This window comes from Streptomyces sp. OR43 (genome assembly GCF_008042275.1).
Lineage (GTDB): Bacteria > Actinomycetota > Actinomycetes > Streptomycetales > Streptomycetaceae > Streptomyces.
Window position 1 is genome coordinate 1 of the sequence record NZ_RDBK01000013.1, and the last position, 18856, is coordinate 18856.

At 72.6% G+C, this 18856-nt stretch carries 21 protein-coding genes; 7 read left to right on the forward strand and 14 right to left on the reverse strand.

Annotation, left to right across the window (positions count from 1 at the left end):
• The 4 genes from EAO72_RS08395 to EAO72_RS08410 all read right to left on the reverse strand — a co-directional run.
• On the reverse strand, window positions 1–820 hold an 820-nt coding region (locus tag EAO72_RS08395; RefSeq protein WP_187284971.1), incomplete at its 3' end, for a 5-oxoprolinase subunit C family protein.
• Window positions 817–1524 (reverse strand): 5-oxoprolinase subunit B family protein, encoded by a 708-nt coding sequence (locus EAO72_RS08400; RefSeq protein WP_148016614.1) that lies wholly within the window; start codon window positions 1522–1524, stop codon window positions 817–819. The genes EAO72_RS08395 and EAO72_RS08400, both read right to left, overlap by 4 nt.
• Complete coding sequence (locus tag EAO72_RS08405; protein ID WP_148016658.1) at window positions 1521–2270, reverse strand: LamB/YcsF family protein; 750 nt, start codon at window positions 2268–2270, stop codon at window positions 1521–1523. Before EAO72_RS08405 ends, EAO72_RS08400 begins: the two co-directional genes overlap by 4 nt.
• Window positions 2271–2451: 181 nt before the next feature.
• Complete coding sequence (locus EAO72_RS08410; RefSeq protein ID WP_148016615.1) at window positions 2452–3108, reverse strand: maleylpyruvate isomerase family mycothiol-dependent enzyme; 657 nt, start codon at window positions 3106–3108, stop codon at window positions 2452–2454.
• Window positions 3109–3201: 93 nt separating this feature from the next.
• Between EAO72_RS08410 and EAO72_RS08415 the strand changes: the two genes are divergently transcribed.
• Together EAO72_RS08415 and EAO72_RS08420 are read left to right on the forward strand one after the other, a co-directional pair.
• Window positions 3202–3873, forward strand: a complete 672-nt coding sequence (locus EAO72_RS08415) for an HD domain-containing protein (RefSeq protein ID WP_148016616.1) — start codon at window positions 3202–3204, stop codon at window positions 3871–3873.
• Between the two features lie 208 nt (window positions 3874–4081).
• Complete coding sequence (locus EAO72_RS08420) at window positions 4082–5323, forward strand: Cmx/CmrA family chloramphenicol efflux MFS transporter (RefSeq protein ID WP_148016617.1); 1242 nt, start codon at window positions 4082–4084, stop codon at window positions 5321–5323.
• Window positions 5324–5337: 14 nt separating this feature from the next.
• Here the strand turns inward: EAO72_RS08420 and EAO72_RS08425 are convergent, their stop codons facing one another.
• Both EAO72_RS08425 and EAO72_RS08430 read right to left on the reverse strand, forming a co-directional pair.
• On the reverse strand, window positions 5338–5610 hold the full coding sequence (locus tag EAO72_RS08425; RefSeq protein WP_148016618.1) for a DUF4031 domain-containing protein: 273 nt from the start codon (window positions 5608–5610) through the stop codon (window positions 5338–5340).
• Window positions 5607–5975 carry a hypothetical protein gene (locus tag EAO72_RS08430; protein WP_148016619.1) on the reverse strand — a complete coding sequence of 123 codons (369 nt, stop codon included), beginning with the start codon at window positions 5973–5975 and terminating at the stop codon, window positions 5607–5609. The genes EAO72_RS08425 and EAO72_RS08430 overlap by 4 nt, the downstream gene beginning before the upstream one ends.
• 108 nt (window positions 5976–6083) lie before the next feature.
• Here EAO72_RS08430 and EAO72_RS08435 point away from each other — a divergent pair, with 108 nt between their 5' ends.
• The 3 genes from EAO72_RS08435 (at window position 6084) to EAO72_RS08445 (ending at window position 9617) form a co-directional block, all read left to right on the forward strand.
• Window positions 6084–7001, forward strand: a complete 918-nt coding sequence (locus EAO72_RS08435) for a MurR/RpiR family transcriptional regulator (protein WP_148016620.1) — start codon at window positions 6084–6086, stop codon at window positions 6999–7001.
• Window positions 7002–7074: 73 nt separating this feature from the next.
• Window positions 7075–8040: an N-acetylmuramic acid 6-phosphate etherase gene (gene murQ / locus EAO72_RS08440; RefSeq protein WP_148016621.1), complete on the forward strand. Its 966-nt coding sequence runs from the start codon at window positions 7075–7077 to the stop codon at window positions 8038–8040.
• A gap of 47 nt (window positions 8041–8087) precedes the next feature.
• Entirely contained in the window at window positions 8088–9617 is a 1530-nt protein-coding gene (locus tag EAO72_RS08445; RefSeq protein ID WP_148016622.1) for a PTS transporter subunit EIIC, read from the forward strand.
• 63 nt (window positions 9618–9680) lie between these two features.
• Here EAO72_RS08445 and EAO72_RS08450 read toward each other — a convergent pair whose 3' ends face one another.
• The gene (locus EAO72_RS08450; RefSeq protein ID WP_148016623.1) at window positions 9681–10286 is read right to left on the reverse strand and encodes a Uma2 family endonuclease; all 606 of its coding nucleotides are present in this window, start codon (window positions 10284–10286) and stop codon (window positions 9681–9683) included.
• A gap of 229 nt (window positions 10287–10515) precedes the next feature.
• On the opposite strand from EAO72_RS08450, the gene EAO72_RS08455 reads away from it, so the two are divergent.
• Complete coding sequence (locus EAO72_RS08455; protein ID WP_148016624.1) at window positions 10516–10977, forward strand: BP74-related protein; 462 nt, start codon at window positions 10516–10518, stop codon at window positions 10975–10977.
• Between the two features lie 90 nt (window positions 10978–11067).
• Here EAO72_RS08455 and EAO72_RS08460 read toward each other — a convergent pair whose 3' ends face one another.
• Window positions 11068–11868, reverse strand: coding sequence for an inositol monophosphatase family protein (locus EAO72_RS08460; RefSeq protein ID WP_410090146.1), 801 nt, complete (start codon window positions 11866–11868; stop codon window positions 11068–11070).
• Window positions 11869–11981: 113 nt separating this feature from the next.
• The gene (locus EAO72_RS08465; RefSeq protein WP_148016626.1) at window positions 11982–12227 is read right to left on the reverse strand and encodes a hypothetical protein; all 246 of its coding nucleotides are present in this window, start codon (window positions 12225–12227) and stop codon (window positions 11982–11984) included.
• A 328-nt stretch (window positions 12228–12555) separates the two neighbouring features.
• Between EAO72_RS08465 and EAO72_RS08470 the strand changes: the two genes are divergently transcribed.
• Window positions 12556–12912 (forward strand): hypothetical protein, encoded by a 357-nt coding sequence (locus tag EAO72_RS08470; RefSeq protein ID WP_148016627.1) that lies wholly within the window; start codon window positions 12556–12558, stop codon window positions 12910–12912.
• Between the two features lie 202 nt (window positions 12913–13114).
• On the opposite strand, the gene EAO72_RS08475 is transcribed toward EAO72_RS08470, so the two are convergent.
• From EAO72_RS08475 to EAO72_RS08495, 5 genes are all read right to left on the reverse strand, one after another.
• The gene (locus EAO72_RS08475) at window positions 13115–13588 is read right to left on the reverse strand and encodes a hypothetical protein (RefSeq protein WP_148016628.1); all 474 of its coding nucleotides are present in this window, start codon (window positions 13586–13588) and stop codon (window positions 13115–13117) included.
• Between the two features lie 356 nt (window positions 13589–13944).
• The gene (locus tag EAO72_RS08480) at window positions 13945–16338 is read right to left on the reverse strand and encodes an ATP-binding cassette domain-containing protein (protein ID WP_148016629.1); all 2394 of its coding nucleotides are present in this window, start codon (window positions 16336–16338) and stop codon (window positions 13945–13947) included.
• Between the two features lie 90 nt (window positions 16339–16428).
• Window positions 16429–16839, reverse strand: coding sequence for a VOC family protein (locus EAO72_RS08485; protein ID WP_148016630.1), 411 nt, complete (start codon window positions 16837–16839; stop codon window positions 16429–16431).
• A gap of 10 nt (window positions 16840–16849) precedes the next feature.
• Window positions 16850–17311, reverse strand: coding sequence for a helix-turn-helix transcriptional regulator (locus tag EAO72_RS08490; RefSeq protein ID WP_187284972.1), 462 nt, complete (start codon window positions 17309–17311; stop codon window positions 16850–16852).
• Window positions 17312–17481: 170 nt separating this feature from the next.
• Window positions 17482–18856: glycosyl hydrolase family 28-related protein (locus tag EAO72_RS08495; protein ID WP_148016659.1), on the reverse strand; the 1375-nt coding region annotated here is incomplete at its 5' end.

Sequence of the window (18856 nt, forward strand, 5' to 3'; positions counted from 1 at the left end):
GTGCCGGCGGGTGCGGTGCTGGACGTGGGGCCCGCGGCGCACGGGCTGCGCAGCTATCTGGCGTTCGCGGGCGGCCGTCCGGCGGTATTTGGACGGCTCCGAGCACCATGCCCTCGCTGGGCAGCTCGCCGGTACGGGCGCGCTCCAGCGGCGGGCCCTCGGTGCGCAGGCCGATGCGGTTGCTCTGCGCGCCGACGCGGTACGCCTCGGTCGTGAACGTGACGAGGGCGGCGGGCGTGAACCAGGTGTGGCGGGGGCCGAAGTACACCGGGAGCACGAGCCCGCCGGGCGCGCCCGGCCACGGCACCGCGTCGGCGGGCGGGACGCCGGCCTGCGGGGGCGGGCCCAGCGGCAGTACGTCACCGTCGCGCAGGGGCGCCGGGCCCAGCCCGGAGAGCAGGTCGGCGGATCTGCTGCCGAGCACCGGCTCCGCCGCGACGCCGCCCGCGAACGCCAGATAGCTGCGCAGCCCGTGCGCCGCGGGCCCCACGTCCAGCACCGCACCCGCCGGCACCCGCACCGCGGCGCCCCACGCCACCGGCCGCCCGTCCACCGTCACCCGGCACGGCGCACCGCCGACGACCGCCCGCACCGCCCGGTCCGGGCAGACGGCGCAGCCGGTGGCGGTCGTCTCCAGGACGGCCGCGGTGACGGGATTGCCGGCGAGCCGGTTGGCGAGCGCTGCGGCGGGTGCGTCGAGGGCGCCCGCCCGTCCGACGCCCAGGTGGGCCAGTCCGGCGCGGCCCTCGTCCTGCACGGTGGTCAGGGCCCCGGCGCGGACGACCTCGAAGGCCCCGGGCCGCCCCACAGCCGCCGTCACCGTGCCGCCTCCACGAACCGCACCCGCGCGCCCGGCCCCAGCAGCGCGGCCGGTTCGCGGTGCGGGTCCCACAGCGGGCCGGGGTCCGGGAGCCGCCCGATGAGCTGCCAGCCGCCGGGCGACGGGCGCGGGTACACCCCGGTGTACGGGCCGGCCAGCGCGACGGCGCCCGCCGGGACCCGGGTGCGCGGTGTCGCCCGGCGCGGCAGATGGAGGTGGTCCGGCAGGCCGGTCAGGTAGCCGAAGCCGGGGGCGAACCCGCAGAAGGCGACCCGGAACGCGGTCCCGGCGTGGATGCGGGGGACGTCGGCGACGCTCACGCCCCATGCCTCGGCGACATCGGCGAGGTCCGGACCGTCGTACACGACGGGGAGCTCCACCGCCGCGGCCGTGTCGGGGAGCGGCGGCGGTATGTGCCAGGCCGGCAGTTCCCGGGCGAGCCCGGCGACGGCGTCCCGTGCGATGCCGTCGAGCAGGACCGTCCGCTCGCCGGGCACGATGTCACGCACGTCGGGCAGCTCGCCCGCCGCGCGGCGCCGCAGCGCCTCCGCGTGGAACGCCTCCGTGGCCTCCCGGCCGTCCAGTTCGACCAGCAGCGCCCGGGGCCCGGCGGGCAGCACGACGAGCGGCCGGCCGGACCGTCCTGCCTGTGCCTCTGCCCTGGGCACGGCGAGCGGCCTGCCGGTCCGCTCTCCCGCACTCATGCGAACGCCCGCACCGCGACGCCCGCCTCTTCCAGCGCCGCCCGCACCCGCCGGGCGAGTGCGGCGGCGCCCGGGGTGTCGCCGTGGACGCACAGGGACCGGGCGACGACCGGTATCCGGCCGCCGTCGGCCCCGGTGACGCCGCGGTCGACGGCGAAGCCCACGCTGCGGCGTACGACCTCGTCCGCGTCGTGCACGACCGCGCCGGGCTCGCCGCGCGGCACGAGGGTGCCCTGCGGGGTGTACGCGCGGTCGGCGAAGGCCTCCTCGACGGCGGTCAGGCCCGCCTCAGCGGCGCGGGCGAGCAGCCGGGAGCCGGGCAGCCCGAGGACGGCCAGGTCCCCGCCCGCCAGCCGGACGCCCTCGATGACGGCCGCGGCCTGCTCGTCGTCGCGGACGGTGCGGTTGTAGAGGGCGCCGTGCGGTTTCACGTACGCGACACGGGAACCGGCCGCCTCGGCGAACACCCGCAACGCACCGATCTGGTACGCCACTTCGGCGGCCAGTTCGGCGGCCGGTACGTCCATGGCGCGACGCCCGAATCCGGCCAGGTCGCGGTACGAGACCTGCGCGCCGATCCGTACGCCCCGGTCGGCCGCCGATGCGCAGACCCGCCGCATCACGGAGGCGTCCCCCGCGTGGAAGCCGCAGGCCACGTTGGCGCTGGTCACACAGGCGAGGAGGGCCTCGTCGTCGGTGAGCGTCCAGCGTCCGAAGCCCTCGCCCAGGTCCGCGTTGAGGTCCATGACCGCGACCGGCGCGACCGGCGGGTCCGGTCGGCCGGCGCCGCCCGGCAGGTTCGTCAGATTCGTCACGGCCGCACGGTAGCGCCCGCCCGGCCCCGTGCGCCGGTCCGTCTCAGACCGACCGGCAATCAGGGGGTGGGTGAAGGAGCCCCGCGACGCCGCCCCCGTGCGCCGGTCGGTCTCAGTCGAAGAGCCCGAGCTCGCGCTCCCGTACGCCCTCCAGCTCGTACCGGGTCCCGACCAGCGGCCGGTCCGCGCACAGCCTGATCAGGGTCGCCCCGTCGCCCCGGTACCGCCCGGGAGCCCGGCCCTCCTGCTCCACGCCGATGGCCACCTCCCGCCCGCTGTCCGTCAGCTCCGCGACGAACAGCGGCACCTTGCGGCGCAGGGCGCGCGGGACGAGGAGGCGGAGCGCGTGCGGGAACCCCGGGCCCTCGTACGCCCCGGGCAGCCCCCACGCCTCGCGCACGTCCCCCGCGTGCACCCACTCCCCCAGCGCCACCGCGTCCAGGATCCCGCCCGCCGCGGCGATCGCCGGGCCGGCGTCGGTCATGCCCCGCTCCAGCTCGTCCACGATCTGCGTGTGCGTCCAGCCGGCGCGTTCGGCGATGTCCCGGTCGTTGCACTCGGGGCCGAACACATCCGGCCCGAAGCGGCTCTCCACCACCCGGCTCAGCACGGACCCGCAGTGCGCGATCACGTCCCGCACCGTCCAGCCGGGGCACGCGGTGCGCAGGGCGAAGTCGCCGTCCTCGGCGGACCGCAGCAGCGGGAGGAGGGCGTCCCGCTCCGTACGCAGGAGGAGACCGGGAAGCTCGGGATCACGTTCGTCAGCCATGGGCCCAGCCAACCATCCCAGCCGTCACCGGACTTGGCCTTCGGCGAACCGGAGGACCACCATCCGGTGGCCGGACGCTCTAACCTCGGGGGCATGGACGACATCGACCGGACCCCCGGCAGCGGTGAGGCCGACACGCTCCGCGAACGCTGGTACGAGTGCCTCGTCGCAGCCCGGGGCGGCGACGAGGGCCCCGACCCGTCGCCGTACGCCGACAACCTCCTGGAGCGGTGGGCCGAGCCCCAGCGGCGCTACCACACGACCGCCCACCTGGCCGCGGTCCTCGGCCACCTCGACACGCTCGCCGGTCACGCCGAGGACGCGGACGCGGTACGGCTGGCCGCGTGGTTCCACGACGCGGTGTACCGGCCGGACCGGTCCGAGAACGAGGAGCGCAGCGCGGTCCTCGCCGAGCGCGCCCTGACCGAGGCGGGGGTGCCCGCCGCGACCACCGCCGAGGTCGCCCGCCTGGTCCGGCTCACCGTCACGCACGACCCGGCCGCCGGCGACACGAACGGGGAGGCGCTGTGCGACGCGGACCTCGCGATCCTCGCGGCGCCGCCCAAGGAGTACGCGGAGTACGCGGCCCGGGTGCGCGAGGAGTACGGCTTCGTCCCCGACGAGGCGTTCCGGGAGGGCCGGGCGGCGGTGCTGCGGCAGCTTCTGGAGCTGCCGAGGCTGTTCCGTACGCCGTACGGGGCGGCGGAGTGGGAGGCGCGGGCCCGGCACAACCTGGCCACGGAGCTGGAGCTGCTCACGCACTGAGCGCGGCCCGCGCACCGGGCGGTACCGGGGCGACGGGGCGACCCTGATCAGGCTGTGCGCGGACCGGCCGCTGGTCGGGACCCGGTACGAGCTGGAGGGCGTACGGGAGCGCGAGCTCGGGCTCTTCGACTGAGACGAACGAACACGCCGCCCGCCGCGAGCGCGGTGAGCACGATGGAGAGCCACACCTGCCGCTCGCCGCTCCCGCATGCCCCTGGCCGTGTACATCCTCGGCCTCTCGGTCTTCGCCCTCGGCACCAGTGAGTTCATGCTCTCCGGGCTGCTGCCCCCCATCGCCGACGACATGAACGTGTCGATCCCACGGGCCGGGCTCCTCATATCCGCCTTCGCGATCGGCATGGTGGTCGGCGCCCCGCTGCTGGCCGTGGCCACGCTCCGGCTGCCGCGCCGTACGACGCTCATCGCGCTGATCTCCGTCTTCGGCCTCGGCCAGGTCGCGGGTGCGCTCGCGCCGACGTACGAGGTGCTCTTCGCTTCCCGGGTGATCAGCGCGCTCGCGTGCGCCGGGTTCTGGGCGGTCGGGGCGGCCGTCGCCATCGCGATGGTGCCGGTGAACCAGCGGGCCCGCGCGATGGCCGTGATGATCGGCGGGCTGTCCGTCGCGAACGTGCTGGGGGTGCCGCTGGGCGCCTTCCTGGGCGAGAACCTGGGCTGGCGATCGGCGTTCTGGGCGGTCGGGGTGGCCTCCGCCGTGGCGCTCGTCGGGGTGTCGACGCTGATCCCCCGGATCCCGTTGCCGGATGAGAAGCCGCAGCTCAAGCGGGAACTCACCATCTACCGCGACCGGCAGGTGTGGCTCTCCATCGTGCTCACCGCGCTCGCGGCGGGCGGCGTGTTCTGCGCGTTCAGCTATCTGGCGCCGCTGCTGACGGACGTCGCCGGGCTGGACTCGGGCTGGGTGCCGACCGTGCTCGCGCTGTTCGGGATCGGTGCGCTGATCGGCACGGTGATCGGCGGCCGGGTCGCGGACGCGCACCTGTTCGGGGTGCTGCTGAGCGGGACCGCGGCGTCGACGGTGTTCCTGGCGGCGCTGGCCCTGTTCGCGTCGAACCAGGCCGCCGTGATCGTGCTGTCGTTCCTGCTGGGCCTGTCGGCGTTCTACACGGCTCCGGCGCTGAACGCCCGCATGTTCAACGTCGCGGGCGCCGCCCCGACGCTGGCGGGCGCGACGACCACCGCCGCGTTCAACCTGGGCAACACCGGCGGGCCCTGGCTGGGCGGCACGGTGATCGACCTGGACTTCGGTTTCGAGGCCACCGCGTGGGCGGGGGCGGCGATGACCGTGCTGGCGCTGGTGACGGTGGTCCTCTCGCTGCGGTTGCAGCGCAGCCGCAACGCCTCGTCCCGGCGGGTGGCGGGCGCCCCGGCCGCGGTGTCGCGGGAGGCGGCGCGGGACGCGGCGGCGTGCGCGCCGTCGTCGGCGGGCTGAGCGGGGGCGGGCCGTCAGCCGGGCGCGGGGCGGTGCTTGGGGCGGCGCAGGCCCGCTTCGGTGATGCGGCGCACCAGTTCCTTGGAGCCGATCTGCCGGGCTCCGGCCCGTACCGCGTCCTCGTACCGCGCCGCCGGGATGTCGTAGTGGTCCCGCTCGAAGGCGCGCGGCGGGCAGCCGATGGACGCCGCGAAAGTGTGCAGTTCCTCGAAGGACACGTCGCTGACCAGGTGCGACCAGAAGCGCCCGTGGCCCGGCCAGTCCGGCGGGTCGATGTAGAGGGTCATGGCCGCAGTATCCCGGTGAGCGAGCCGACCGGGGCGACGGCCACGGCCGCCTTCGTGCAGACCCAGTGCGGGTCGGGTCCGAGCTCCGGCTCGACGTCCAGGGCGTGCGGGTCGCCCGCGTCGCACACCGGGCACAGCGGCCAGCGGCCGTACCGCTCCAGAAGCGCGTCCTGGACGTCCTGGGCGACGAGACCGACGACGAACTCCACCCCGTCCGGCCACTGCTCGACCCACCAGCGGCGGTGCGTGACCGCGTCCTCGACCAGCGAGACGATCTGCGCCTCGGCGACGTCTCCGGCGGCGAGATCGGCCATGACCAGTGCGCGGGCGGTGTGCAGTGCCTGCTCCAGGGGATTCAGCTCCATGCAGCCATTGTCCACCTGCGCACCGGGCGCCCGGCGCGCACGCGGGCTGCCACAGGTAGGGACCAAAGGGGGGTTGACGGACACCGGGGTTGAAAATATCTTTCAAAGGTGACCAATGACCTGAAGGAAAGTTTCAGCGCCGAATCGCCGCCCGCCCCGGCAGCCCTCGCGGCGAAGGTGCGGACGCTCGCGCCGTCCATGACCCGCTCCATGCAGCGGGTCGCCGAGGCCGTCGCCGGCGACCCGGCCGGCTGCGCCGCCCTGACGGTCACCGGTCTCGCCGAGCTCACCGGGACCAGCGAGGCGACCGTGGTCCGCACCGCCCGCCTCCTCGGCTACCCCGGCTACCGCGACCTGCGCCTCGCGCTGGCCGGTCTCGCCGCCCATCAGGAGTCCGGCCGGGCGCCCGCCGTCACCGCGGACATAGCGGTCGACGACCCGATCGCCGACGTGGTCGCGAAGCTCGCCTACGACGAGCAGCAGACCCTCGCCGACACCGCCGCCGGGCTCGACACCGTACAGCTCGGTGCCGCCGTGGCCGCGGCGGCCACCGCCCGCCGCATCGACATCTACGGCGTGGGCGCCTCCTCGCTCGTCGGCCAGGACCTGGCGCAGAAGCTCGCCCGTATCGGCCTGATCGCGCACGCCAACATGGACCCGCACCTCGCGGTGACCAACGCCGTGCAGCTGCGCTCCGGCGACGTGGCCATCGCGATCACGCACTCCGGCTCGACGGGCGACGTCATCGAGCCGCTGCGCGTCGCCTTCGACCGCGGCGCCACGACGATCGCGATCACCGGCCGCCCCGACGGCCCGGTCACGCAGTACGCCGACGTCGTACTGACCACGTCCACGGCCCGCGAGAGCGAGCTGCGCCCGGCCGCCATGTCGAGCCGTACGAGCCAGCTGCTGGTCGTCGACTGCCTGTTCATCGGGGTCGCGCAGCGTACGTACGAGACGGCCGCCCCCGCCCTTGCCGCGTCCTACGAGGCGCTGGCCCACCGCCACACACCCCGCACCCGCTGACCAGCGGCAGACCATCGCACCCGCACCCGCACCCGCAAAACCGTACGAGTTCAAGAAAGCAGAGCCGCTCTCCATGACCTCCCTCACCGACGCCGACGCCACCACCCCCGACGGTTACGGCGAGCTGCGCGCCCAGCTCGCCACCCTCACCACCGAGGCGTTCCGCCCCGAGCTCGCCGAGATCGACCGGCTGGCCACCTCGGAGATCGCCCGGATCATGAACGACGAGGACCGCACCGTGCCGGCCTCCGTCGCCGCGCTGCTGCCCGAGATCTCCGCGGCGATCGACGCCATCGCGGCGCGCATGGCCCGCGGCGGCCGGCTGATCTACGCGGGCGCCGGCACCGCCGGCCGGCTCGGCGTCCTGGACGCCAGCGAGTGCCCGCCCACCTTCAACACCGACCCCGCCGATGTGATCGGTCTGATCGCGGGCGGCCCGTCCGCGATGGTCACCGCCGTCGAGGGCGCGGAGGACAGCAAGGAGCTGGCCGCCGCCGACCTCGACGCGCTGGGCCTGACCGCCGAGGACACGGTGGTCGGCATCTCCGCCTCCGGCCGTACTCCGTACGCGATCGGGGCCGTGGAGCACGCCCGCGCCGGGGGCGCCCTGACCATCGGCCTGTCCTGCAACGCGGACTCCGCGCTGGGCGCCGCCGCCGAGCACCCCCTGGAGGTCGTCGTCGGCCCCGAGCTGCTCACCGGCTCCACCCGGCTCAAGGCGGGCACGGCACAGAAGCTCGTCCTCAACATGCTCTCGACGATCACGATGATCCGGCTCGGCAAGACGTACGGGAACCTCATGGTCGACGTGCGCGCCTCCAACGAGAAGCTCCGCGCCCGTTCCCGGCGGATCGTCTCGCTGGCCACCGGAGCCTCGGACGCCGAGATCGAGGCCGCGCTGGCCGCCACCGACGGCGAGGTGAAGAACGCCATCCTGACCATCCTCGGCCAGGTCGACGGTCCCACCGCCGCGACCCTGCTGTCCGCGTCCGACGGCCACCTCCGCGCCGCCCTCGCCGCAGCCCCCCGCACCACCTGACCTCTGGCACCACCTCCGCTCCCCCGCACAGCAAGGCACCACGCACCATGGCTACAGAAGACAAGAACCGCGCCACTGCCGCCGCGATCCTTCCGCTCGTCGGTGGCGCCGCGAACGTCAGCTCCGTTGTCCACTGCATGACCCGGCTCCGGCTGGGTCTGCGCGATCGTTCGCTCGTCCAGGACGAGGCACTGAAGGCCGTGCCCGCCGTCATGGGCGTGGTCGAGGACGACACGTACCAGATCGTTCTCGGTCCCGGTACGGTCGCCCGCGTCACCCCCGAGTTCGAGAAGCTCGTCAAGGAGGGCCAGGAATCGGCCCCGGCCCCCGACCCGGCCGCCACTCCGCTCACCGCGGAGGAACTGGCCGCGCAGGGCGCCGAGATGAAGGCCGCCAGGAAGGCGAAGAACGCCACCCCGTTCAAGCTGTTCCTGCGCAAGATCGCCAACATCTTCGTCCCGCTGATCCCGGCCCTGATCGGCTGCGGCATCATCGCGGGTCTCAACGGCCTGCTGGTCAACCTGGAGTGGCTGCCCTCGGTCACCCCGGCCCTGGCGGCGATGGCGTCCGGCTTCATGGCCCTGATCGCGGTCTTCGTCGGCTACAACACGGCGAAGGAGTTCGGCGGCACGCCGATCCTCGGCGGCGCGGTCGCGGCCATCATCGTCTTCCCGGGTGTCGCGAACATCGAGGCGTTCGGCCAGAAGCTCTCCCCCGGCCAGGGCGGTGTCCTCGGCGCCCTGGGCGCGGCGGTGCTCGCCGTGTACGTGGAGAAGTGGTGCCGGCGCTGGGTGCCGGAGGCGCTGGACGTCCTGGTCACCCCGACCCTGACGGTCCTGGTCTCCGGTCTGGTGACGATCTTCGGCCTGATGTACGTGGCGGGTGAGGTCTCCACCGCGATCGGTACGTTCGCCGACTGGCTGCTGTCCAACGGCGGTGCGGGCGCGGGTCTCGTCCTCGGCGGCTTCTTCCTGCCGCTGGTCATGCTGGGCCTGCACCAGGCGCTGATCCCGATCCACACCACGCTGATCGAGCAGCAGGGCTACACGGTCCTGCTCCCGATCCTCGCCATGGCCGGCGCCGGCCAGGTCGGTGCGGCCATCGCGGTCTACTTCCGCCTCCCGCGCAACGAGTCGATCCGCCGGACCATCAAGTCCGCCCTGCCCGCGGGCTTCCTGGGTGTCGGTGAGCCGCTGATCTACGGTGTCTCGCTGCCGCTGGGCCGTCCGTTCATCACGGCGTGCGTGGGCGGTGCGTTCGGCGGCGCGTTCGTCGGCTTCTTCAACCAGCTCGGCGACGCGGTGGGCTCCACCGCGATCGGCCCGTCCGGCTGGGCACTGTTCCCGTTGCTGGACGGCAACCACGGCCTGGGTGCGACCATCGCGATCTACGCGGGCGGCCTGGTCGTCGGTTACCTGGCGGGCTTCGTCGCCACGTACTTCTTCGGCTTCAGCAAGGACCTGCTGGCGGAGTTCAACGTCTCCCAGGAGCCGGCCGCCTCCACGACCGCGGCCACCGGCCCGGCCACGGCCGGCGCCGGCCCGGAGACTCCCGCGAAGGAACCTGCGGGGGTCTGACGGACCACGGATCCACGAGAGCGGCGGCACCCCGSCGGGGTGCCGCCGCTCTCGCTGTCGGCCTCAGACCGGAAAGGCGTCCGTGGCCAACGTGACGTCGAAGGGCGCGGGCAGCGCGAGCGGCTTTCCGAACGGCACCGGGTCGGAGCGCTTGTACGTACCGTCCTCGTTGGGCTCCGTGAACAGCGTGGCCATCGCCCCGCGCGTGTCGAACCGGTCGATCAGCAGGTACATCGGCACTCCGGCGCGGGCATAGGCGCGGTACTTCTTGGTGCGGTCGTCGCGGGCGTTGCCCTTCGACGTGATCTCGACGACGAGAAGCGCCTCGGAGACATCCACCGGATCGCTGCTCTCGGAGTCGGCGGCATCGATCAACTCGGCCGGCATGACCACGAGGTCGGGAACGTACAACTTGTCGAGGGGCGCCACGTGCACCCCCAGAGTCTGATAGATCTCCAGCTCTTCGGGCAGGTGCGTGTAGAGCCGGCGCTGGACCTTGGCGGCGATCCCGTTGTGATGCGCATGCGGCGGCGGTACCAAGACGATCTGCCCTTCGTCGATCTCGGCGCGCCACCCCTCGGGCACGTCCAGTTCCTGCCAGGTATGAAGCAGGTAGTCCCACGGGCGGCCTTCAGAGTCCTGCTGGTGTTCGACCATCGCGGCGGTCATCGCGGGTCCCTTCTCCTGAAGCCTGTCCGGGGAGCGTAGATCGACGATTCAGCGGCACTGGGCCGCTTTCCTCAGCGTCCCACGATCGTGTGAGCGACGCACCGAACACCCCGCACTCCAGGGCGGGGTGTTCGGCAGCGCGCCGATTTCACTTTGCGTCATCATTTCGCTACCTTCCGTAACGAGCGACCATGATCATCATGGCCGCACCACACCCCTGGAGATCGTCATGCGACACCTCTTCACGAAGACCGCGAGTCTCGCGGCCGTGGCCATGCTCGCCTTCGCCGCAGCCCAGCCCGCCCAGGCCACCCAGAGCCGGGAGGGGGCGCGCGACGCGGCCGTCGCGCCCGCGTACTTCGAGATGACCGACATCACGCGGAGCACGTTCGTCGTGAAGCTGGTCGAGGAGCGCGAGATCAACCACGCCAGGGCCCTGGTGAACGGTGAGACCACGGAGCGGCCGCACGTCGTCGGCCGCATCGTGAAGCGCCAGGCCGACTACAACCCGCGATGGAGCTTCCACTTCGACCCGCAGAGCGTGGGCTTCTTCGACTACGCCATCGAGATCTGCGACGCGACGGTGCCGTACGTCGAGGACCACCTCGACGAGGCGGGCGGCCCCTTCCTGCCCGGAGGCGTCTTCTGCCCCTGGACCTCGACGCTCGTCCGGGAAGTCCCGGCCCCCTAGCACCGGTCGCACGACAGGAGGGCGGCACTCCGACGCCGACAGGGGTGCCGCCCTCCACACCGCGCAGCGTCCGGGAGGGGAGCGAACGGGTCACCGCCCGGACGGCGCCTGAGCTCTCACCATCTCCAGCAGCGCCTGGTGCGTCTCCCGGTCGGCCGCCGCGATCAGTCCGCCGGCGCCGGTGTGCACCGGCCGGCCGTGGAGGTCCGTCACCACACAGCCGGCGGCCTCGCAGAGCGCGATCCCGGCGGCGAAGTGCACGCTGTCACGCAGGTCGCCGTCGGTGACGTACGCGGCCCGCCGCCCGGCGGCGACCCAGGCCACGGCCAGCGTGGTGGAGACGACACGCGGCCGGAACCGCTCGGCGAACTCCGGGGCGGCGAGGAGGCGTACGGCCCGGAAGTCCGGTGCGCTCGGGAAGGGGGCGTCAAGGTTGACGTCGACCAGCCGGGAGCCGGACGAGGGCGCCATATCCTCGTCCGCCCCGTCCCTCCGGACACGGGCGTGTGTGCCGTCGGTCCAGAACACTTCGCCGCCGAAGGGGTCGGCCGACGCGGCCGCGGTGACGGTGGACCCGACCCGCAGCGCGACGTTCACCGCGACCAGCATGTTCCGCACGGCGTAGTTCAGCGTGCCGCACAGCGGATCGACCAGCCACCTGCGCTCCGCACCGGCCGCACCGGTGTCCCCGCTCTCCTCGCCCGTCACCGCGTCCTCGGGCCGGGCCGCCCGCAGCGCGTCGAGGATGGCCCGCTCGGCCGCGAGATCGGCGGCCGTCGCGAAGTCACCGCCGGACTTCTCCGTACGCGACAGCACGGTCCCGTACATGCCACGAACCACCGCCGCCCCCGCCTGCGCCGCGTCGACGGCCAGTCGCGCATCACTTGCCATGCTCACGCTCACCATGCCCGCAGGCTATCGGCGACCCCCGCCCACCCGATCCCGGGCCGCGCCGCAGGCTGTCCGCGGCCCGCCCCGGCAGACCCCCGGACCGGCCCGCGGCCTCACCGCGGCAACTGCCCCTCGCGGTTGATCTCGGTGACCCGCGCGCGCAGCGCGAGCCCCGGCGGGGCCGGGCGGACAGACTCGGCCGGACAGTCCCACTCCGCACCGCCTCCGGGCGGGCGCAGCTGCGCATAGGGCCCGACCCACCCCATCACCCGGCCCACCCGGCCGTCCCGCACGTCGACAGCGAACGACCCCCGCTCCGGCACGGAGACATCCGGGCCCCTGCCACCGTCACCCGCCATGACCGGCCGCCTTCCCGCACAGCGGCCAGTGCCGCTCCTTCATCTCCATGATCCATTCATTCCACGCTGAGTAACCGAAATGCATACTCAGCGTGCTTATTCTTCCGCGGGCCCGAAATCGGCACAGGTCACGCACTCCGCCTGCCGAACCGGAGCTCCCCACACCGGTCCGTCCGCTCGGACGCGCCGGGCCCGCAGACGCCGCACGTCCGCGGCCCGCCCCCCTCCCGTATCAATCACCGAGACGGAGCGTCCCATACCTCAAGACCGTTGATACGTTCGGTCTCCGCCTGCCCAGCCAGGTCACCGAGCGGAAGGTTGCCGACAGATGCCGAAGACGGTCATCCACGTGTTCCACGACGACGACGCCTCGATCACGACAGGGACCCGCGTCGCGCAGCGGATCCAGGAGGTCGCGGCCGAGCACGACACCACCGTCGAGGTGCTGTGCTTCGGGCCGGCCCAGCGCCTCCTCGGCGATCCGGAGCCCTCCGGGGCGAGCGCGGTCTTCAACCGCCAGGTCGACGAACTGATAGCCGGCGGCGTGACCGTGGGCGCCTGCGTCAACGCGGCGCGGGCCGACGGGACCGAGGCCGGACTCGCCGGGCGGGGGCTGAACCTGCGGGTGGCCCGGGACGAGTTCCTGCGCTTCACCCTGGAAGGCGCCACGGTCATCACCTTCTGATCCTGCCGGCCGCACCCGTCCGCACACCGCCCGCCCGGCGGATCGCGCCGCGGGGCGGACGGCACAGACCCCGCGGGGCACGGACCACGGGCAGGGCACGGACCACAGGCGCACGGACCACGGGCAGGGCACCGGGCGTGCGACCCACCACGCCCCACGCCCCGCCCGTATCCGCGCCCGGATGCGGCCGGCCGACCGCTGCCTAGCCGACCCGGGTGAACGTCCACTCGGGCGCACCGTCACCGGCGAGCGTCGCCCGGTCACCGCCACGCGCGGTGAGCGTGCCCGCGGACGGGATCTGGGTGAGCCGGAGGGCGACCGGCGCTCCGTCCTCGTCCGGGCCCACGATCGTCCACTGGTCCGGCGAGGAACCGCACGGGCTCAGGAACACCGGCGGCGGGAAGATCTTCACCGGGGACAGAGCCAGGCAGCGCGACTCCTCCCGGCCACTGGCCAGTTGCGCGGAACCGTTCGGCAGGTTGCGGACCTGCCAGACCGAGTCGTTGCCACAGGCCCCGAGCTGGCCGCCCACGAAGCCCTCGTTGGTCAGCAGGCACGCACCGGTGCGCGCGTCCTGGATGAAGTAGGAGCCGTTGTCGGCGGCCTGGGACGGGGTGGCGAGCGCCATGACCGCTGCGGCGGACGCGGCGAGGGAAAGGACCGAACGGATACGCATGGGGCTCCTCGTGCAGGTGTGAGGGAAGGGGAGGGAGATCGGGCCGGACACTCGGCCCGCCCTGACCAAGATCACAAACAATCGGGTCCCCATCCCGCCACGACCACACCATCGGCCGGGGCGCACTCGCAGCAGAGCAGCGCACACCGCCCGGCCCGTACGCCCCCGTGCCGAACAGGCGCAGAGGCCAACGGCTTGTGCGCCCCCTACCGAACGGGCGGAGAGGCCAAGGGCTTGTGCGCGCCCCCTACCGGACAGACGCAGAGGCCAGGGGCGGCTTGAGCGCCCGTACCGAACGGGCGGAGGGGTCCGGGGCTCAAGCCCCGGGCCCCTCCGCCCGCCACCGCGGCGCCGCTTCAGCCGCCCACGTACGCTGCCAGGTGCTCACCCGTGAGGGTGGAGCGGGCGGCGACGAGGTCCGCGGGTGTGCCCTCGAAGACGACCTTGCCGCCGTCGTGACCGGCCCCGGGGCCGAGGTCGATGATCCAGTCGGCGTGCGCCATCACGGCCTGGTGGTGCTCGACGACGATGACGGACTTGCCGGAGTCCACAAGCCGGTCCAGCAGGCCGAGCAACTGCTCGACGTCGGCGAGGTGCAGTCCGGTGGTCGGCTCGTCGAGGACGTAGACCCCACCCTTGTCGCCCATGTGCGTAGCCAGCTTCAGGCGTTGGCGCTCGCCGCCGGACAGCGTGGTGAGCGGCTGGCCGAGGCTGAGGTAGCCGAGGCCGACGTCGGCGAGCCGGTCGAGGATGCGGTGCGCGGCCGGCAGGTGCGCCGGGCCGGCGCCGAAGAACTCCTCGGCCTCGGCCACCGACATTGCGAGGACCTCGCTGATGTCCCGGCCGCCGAGCTTGTACTCCAGGACCGCCGCCTGGAACCGCTTGCCCTCGCAGTCCTCGCACGGGGTGGCGACCCCGGCCATCATCGCCAGGTCCATGTAGATGACCCCGGCACCGTTGCAGGTGGGGCAGGCGCCCTCGGAGTTGGCGCTGAACAGCGCCGGCTTCACACCGTTCTCCTTGGCGAACGCCTTGCGGATCGGGTCGAGCAGTCCGGTGTACGTCGCCGGGTTGCTGCGCCGCGAACCACGGATCGGGCTCTGGTCGATCGAGACCACGCCCTCCCCCGCCGGAATCGAGCCGTGGACGAGCGAGCTCTTGCCGGAACCGGCGACGCCCGTGACGACGACGAGCACGCCGAGCGGGACGTCGACGTCGACCTTGCGCAGGTTGTTCGCCGTCGCCCCGCGGATCTCCATCGCACCGGTGGCCTCGCGCACCGCCTCCTTGACGGCGGCCCGGTCGTCGAAGTGCCGGCCGGTGATCGTGTCACTGGCCCGCAGCCCCTCGACCGTGCCCTCGAAGCAGATCGTGCCGCCGCCCGAACCGGCGCCCGGACCGAGGTCGACGACATGGTCGGCGATCACGATCGTCTCCGGCTTGTGCTCGACGACGAGCACCGTGTTGCCCTTGTCGCGCAGCCGCAGCAGCAGGTTGTTCATCCGCTCGATGTCGTGCGGATGCAGACCGATCGTGGGCTCGTCGAAGACGTAGGTGACATCGGTGAGCGACGATCCGAGATGGCGGATCATCTTGACGCGCTGCGCCTCACCGCCCGACAGCGTGCCCGCGGGCCGGTCCAGCGACAGATACCCGAGGCCGATCTCCACGAACGAGTCGAGCGTCTGCTGGAGCGCGTCGAGCAGCGGCGCCACCGACGCGTCCTCGATGCCGCGCACCCACTCGGCGAGGTCCCTGATCTCCATCGCACACGCGTCGGCAATGGAGATCCGCTTGATCTTCGAGGAACGGGCACCCTCGCTCAGCCGCGTACCGTCGCACTCCGGGCAGGTGGTGAACGTGACCGCGCGCTCCACGAAGGCGCGGATGTGCGGCTGCATCGACTCCTTGTCCTTGGACAGGAACGACTTCTGGATCTTGGGGATCAGCCCTTCGTACGTGAGGTTGACGCCGTTGACCTTGACCTTGACGGGCTCCCCGTAAAGGAAGGCCTGAAGTTCCTTCTTGGTGTACTTGGCGATCGGCTTGTCCGGGTCGACGAAGCCGGACTGGGCGTAGACCTGCACGGTCCACTGGCTGTCCGACTTCCAGCCGGGAATGGTGAACGCGCCCTCGGAGAGCGACTTGCTGTCGTCGTAGAGCTGGGTGAGGTCGATGTCGGAGACCGAGCCCCGGCCCTCGCAGCGCACGCACATCCCGCCGGTGCGCTGGAAGGTCGCCTTCTCCGCCTTGGTCCTGCCGCCGCGCTCGACGGTGATCGCGCCGCTCGCCCGGACCGACGCGGTGTTGAAGGAGTAGGCGCTGGGCGGCCCGATGTGCGGCTTGCCGAGCCGGCTGAACAGGATGCGGAGCATCGCGTTGGCGTCGGTGGCGGTGCCGACCGTGGAGCGGGGGTCGGAGCCCATCCGCTGCTGGTCGACGCTGATCGCGGTGGTCAGCCCTTCGAGTACGTCGACCTCGGKCCGGGCGAGGGTGGGCATGAAGCCCTGCACGAAGGCGCTGTACGTCTCGTTGATGAGCCGCTGCGACTCGGCGGCGATGGTCCCGAACACCAGGGAGCTCTTGCCGGATCCGGAGACCCCGGTGAACACCGTCAGCCGGCGCTTCGGGAGCTCGACGCTGACGTCCTTGAGGTTGTTGACGCGCGCGCCGTGCACACGGATCAGATCGTGGCTGTCGCCCGCGTGCGGCGCGGCCGACGCCGTGTCCGCCCTCTTGGCCCTGGTCATCGTGTCTCCATCCATGGGCGGGACCGCCCGCGCGGTCCCGTCGGCTTGCTTCGTACGGCTTGCGGCTGTGGTCGTTTCCCGGGGGACGGCTCAGCGCCGTTCCTGGATGCGGATCAGGTTGCCCGCGGGGTCCCGGACGGCGAAGTCGCGGACGCCGTAGGGCTGCTCGGTCGGCTCCTGGACGATCTCGCCGGTACCGGCCTGCACCTTCTCGAACGTGCCGTCGAGGTCGGGCGTGGCCAGCAGGACGCGGGCGAACGTGCCCTTGTCCATCATCCCGACGACGGTGGCGCGCTCCTCGTCGGTGACGGACGGATCGGCGTACGGCGGCTCCAGAACGATCGACGTGCCGGGCTGCCCGACGGGACCGACCGTGATCCAGCGCATCGCGCCCTGGCCGACGTCGCCCCGCACCTCGAAGCCGAGGACGTCGCGGTAGAAGGCGACGGAGGCGTCGGGGTCGTTGTGCGGAAGGAACGTGGAGTGAATGTTGAGGTCCATGTCCGTCACGCTAATCCGGCTTCCTGGCGGGCGCTTCTCGATTCCTGACCGGTCGCGTGACCTGCTTCTCCAGACACGACGGCACCCCCGCGCCGACCTGCTCGGCCTGCTGCGCCTCCTCCGCCTGCCGCCGGTAGACGCTGGGCGGAACCCCGACCAGTTCGGTGAAGCGCGTGCTGAACGTACCCAGGGACGAGCAGCCGACCTCGAAGCAGATCTCGGTCACGCTGAGGTCGCCGCGGCGCAGCAGGGCCATCGCCCGTTCGATGCGCCGGGTCATGAGGTAGCCGTACGGGGGCTCGCCGTAGGCCCGTCTGAACTCCCGGCTGAGATGCCCGGCGGACATGTGCACGCCACGGGCGAGCGCCTCGACGTCCAGCGGCTGGGCGTACTCCCGGTCGATGCGGTCCCGGACGCGGCGAAGCCGCGCGAGATCGCTCAGGTGCTGTGCCGGATCGGTTCTGCTGGTCACCTGTGCAAGCGTGACACGCCCGGCCGCGGATTTCCCGGCGTTACCGGAAGGCCGCGGCCCGGGCAGGCGTCCGGATGACCGGGTCCGAGGAACCGGCTGCCCGGCGGACGCGCGGACACCCGGCATCGGCATCGATGCCGGGCGCCCCGCCTCCCCTGTCTACACGCGCCTCACCACGCCCCCGGCGCCGGCGGCGGGACGACCGCCGGCCGGTCGTCGCAGGTGATCGTGTGGGGCAGCATCCAGGGGGCGAGCCACCCGCCGTCGTTGCCACCCCCGTCCGTGAGCGAGAACTCCGATCCGGTCGCGGGGAAGTGGAACGAGCCGCAGTTGTTGACGCCGACCGCGCCCACGTTGCGCGCGTCCACGTTCTCGAAGCTCGCGCCGCCCGCCGCGCGGGCGCTCAGCACCGAGGTGCCCGTGCCGTCGACCCGGATGTCCTTGAAGTGGACGCCCTCGATGTCGTACTGGTCCTTCACGGCCCAGTCGGAGACGAGCATGATCGCGTTGTAGGTGCTGTCGAGGTAGTGGTCACCGGTGACCCGGATGTCGGCGGCGTCGATGCTCCTGTCCAGGGCGAAGATCCAGAGCGCGCCGAGCCCGATGTTCCAGTTCAGCTCGTACGTACCGGCACGGACCGTCGTGTTGTCGTCGAGGTTCAGCTTCCCGGCGAAGGGCTCGGCGCCGAAGCGGGAGCCGATGTGCAGGGCGCTGCCCTCGCGGACCGGGTCGGCGACCAGGTTGCCCGAGACGGTGGTGTCGGTGCCGCCGTAGATCGCGATGCCGTTGGCGAGGACCGGGCTCTGGACGGTGTTGTGGTCGAAGGTGTTCCGGGCGTTGGCGGTCTTCTCGCTCCACATCGCCAGGCCGTCGTCGCCGGAGTTGCGTACGAAGGTCTGCGTCACCCGTGAATCGGTCACGCCGGTGTGGAAGTTGATGGCGTCGGCGATCTGGTCGACGATGATGCTGCCGCTGACCCGCAGGTTCTTCATCGGCCCGTCGAACCACATGCCGACCTTGGTGTGGCTGAGGTGCAGACCCTCGATGGTCGAGTCGCTCATCGCGCCGCCGATGCCGTTGACCTGGTCGGTGTCGATGCGGCTGCGTACGTCGCCCTCGATGGCGAAGCCGGACAGATGGACGTTGCGGCTGCCGCCGTCGGCCGCGTCCTTGCCGTAGAACCCGACCCCGGTGTGGGTGGAGCCGTCGGTGGCGGGCTCGTCGAGTGCGACTTCCCGCCCCTTGATCTTCGTGTACCAGTTGCCGGCGCCGGTGATCGTGACGTCGTCGACGACGATGTGCCGGTCGACGCGGTACGTGCCCGGCGGGATGTACACCGTGAGGTGGGTGCGCCGGGCGAAGGCGATAGCCTTCTCGATCGCGCCCGCCGCGTCGCGCCGGCCGGTCGGATCGGCCCCGAACGCAAGGACGTTGGCCGCGAGGAGTTCGATGTGCGGCCGGCCGACGAGCTCCGAGTCCAGCAGGTCGACGACCGTCCACGCGGCCCGGCTCCCGGCCGGGACGGTGAGCCGCACGGTGTCGCCC

What these genes read in the sequence shown, in the direction of transcription:
- EAO72_RS08420 (WP_148016617.1), top strand. Translation starts at nt 4,082, where the DNA reads ATGCCCCTGGCCGTGTACATCCTCGGCCTCTCGGTCTTCGCCCTCGGC.
- EAO72_RS08400 (WP_148016614.1), bottom strand. Translation starts at nt 1,524, where the DNA reads ATGAGTGCGGGAGAGCGGACCGGCAGGCCGCTCGCCGTGCCCAGGGCA.
- EAO72_RS08415 (WP_148016616.1), top strand. Translation starts at nt 3,202, where the DNA reads ATGGACGACATCGACCGGACCCCCGGCAGCGGTGAGGCCGACACGCTC.
- EAO72_RS08475 (WP_148016628.1), bottom strand. Translation starts at nt 13,588, where the DNA reads ATGCGTATCCGTTCGGTCCTTTCCCTCGCCGCGTCCGCCGCAGCGGTC.
- EAO72_RS08425 (WP_148016618.1), bottom strand. Translation starts at nt 5,610, where the DNA reads ATGACCCTCTACATCGACCCGCCGGACTGGCCGGGCCACGGGCGCTTC.
- EAO72_RS08450 (WP_148016623.1), bottom strand. Translation starts at nt 10,286, where the DNA reads ATGACCGCCGCGATGGTCGAACACCAGCAGGACTCTGAAGGCCGCCCG.
- EAO72_RS08470 (WP_148016627.1), top strand. Translation starts at nt 12,556, where the DNA reads ATGCCGAAGACGGTCATCCACGTGTTCCACGACGACGACGCCTCGATC.
- EAO72_RS08455 (WP_148016624.1), top strand. Translation starts at nt 10,516, where the DNA reads ATGCGACACCTCTTCACGAAGACCGCGAGTCTCGCGGCCGTGGCCATG.
- murQ (WP_148016621.1), top strand. Translation starts at nt 7,075, where the DNA reads ATGACCTCCCTCACCGACGCCGACGCCACCACCCCCGACGGTTACGGC.
- EAO72_RS08460 (WP_410090146.1), bottom strand. Translation starts at nt 11,868, where the DNA reads ATGGCAAGTGATGCGCGACTGGCCGTCGACGCGGCGCAGGCGGGGGCG.
- EAO72_RS08405 (WP_148016658.1), bottom strand. Translation starts at nt 2,270, where the DNA reads ATGGACCTCAACGCGGACCTGGGCGAGGGCTTCGGACGCTGGACGCTC.
- EAO72_RS08430 (WP_148016619.1), bottom strand. Translation starts at nt 5,975, where the DNA reads ATGGAGCTGAATCCCCTGGAGCAGGCACTGCACACCGCCCGCGCACTG.
- EAO72_RS08445 (WP_148016622.1), top strand. Translation starts at nt 8,088, where the DNA reads ATGGCTACAGAAGACAAGAACCGCGCCACTGCCGCCGCGATCCTTCCG.
- EAO72_RS08485 (WP_148016630.1), bottom strand. Translation starts at nt 16,839, where the DNA reads ATGGACCTCAACATTCACTCCACGTTCCTTCCGCACAACGACCCCGAC.
- EAO72_RS08465 (WP_148016626.1), bottom strand. Translation starts at nt 12,227, where the DNA reads ATGGCGGGTGACGGTGGCAGGGGCCCGGATGTCTCCGTGCCGGAGCGG.
- EAO72_RS08410 (WP_148016615.1), bottom strand. Translation starts at nt 3,108, where the DNA reads ATGGCTGACGAACGTGATCCCGAGCTTCCCGGTCTCCTCCTGCGTACG.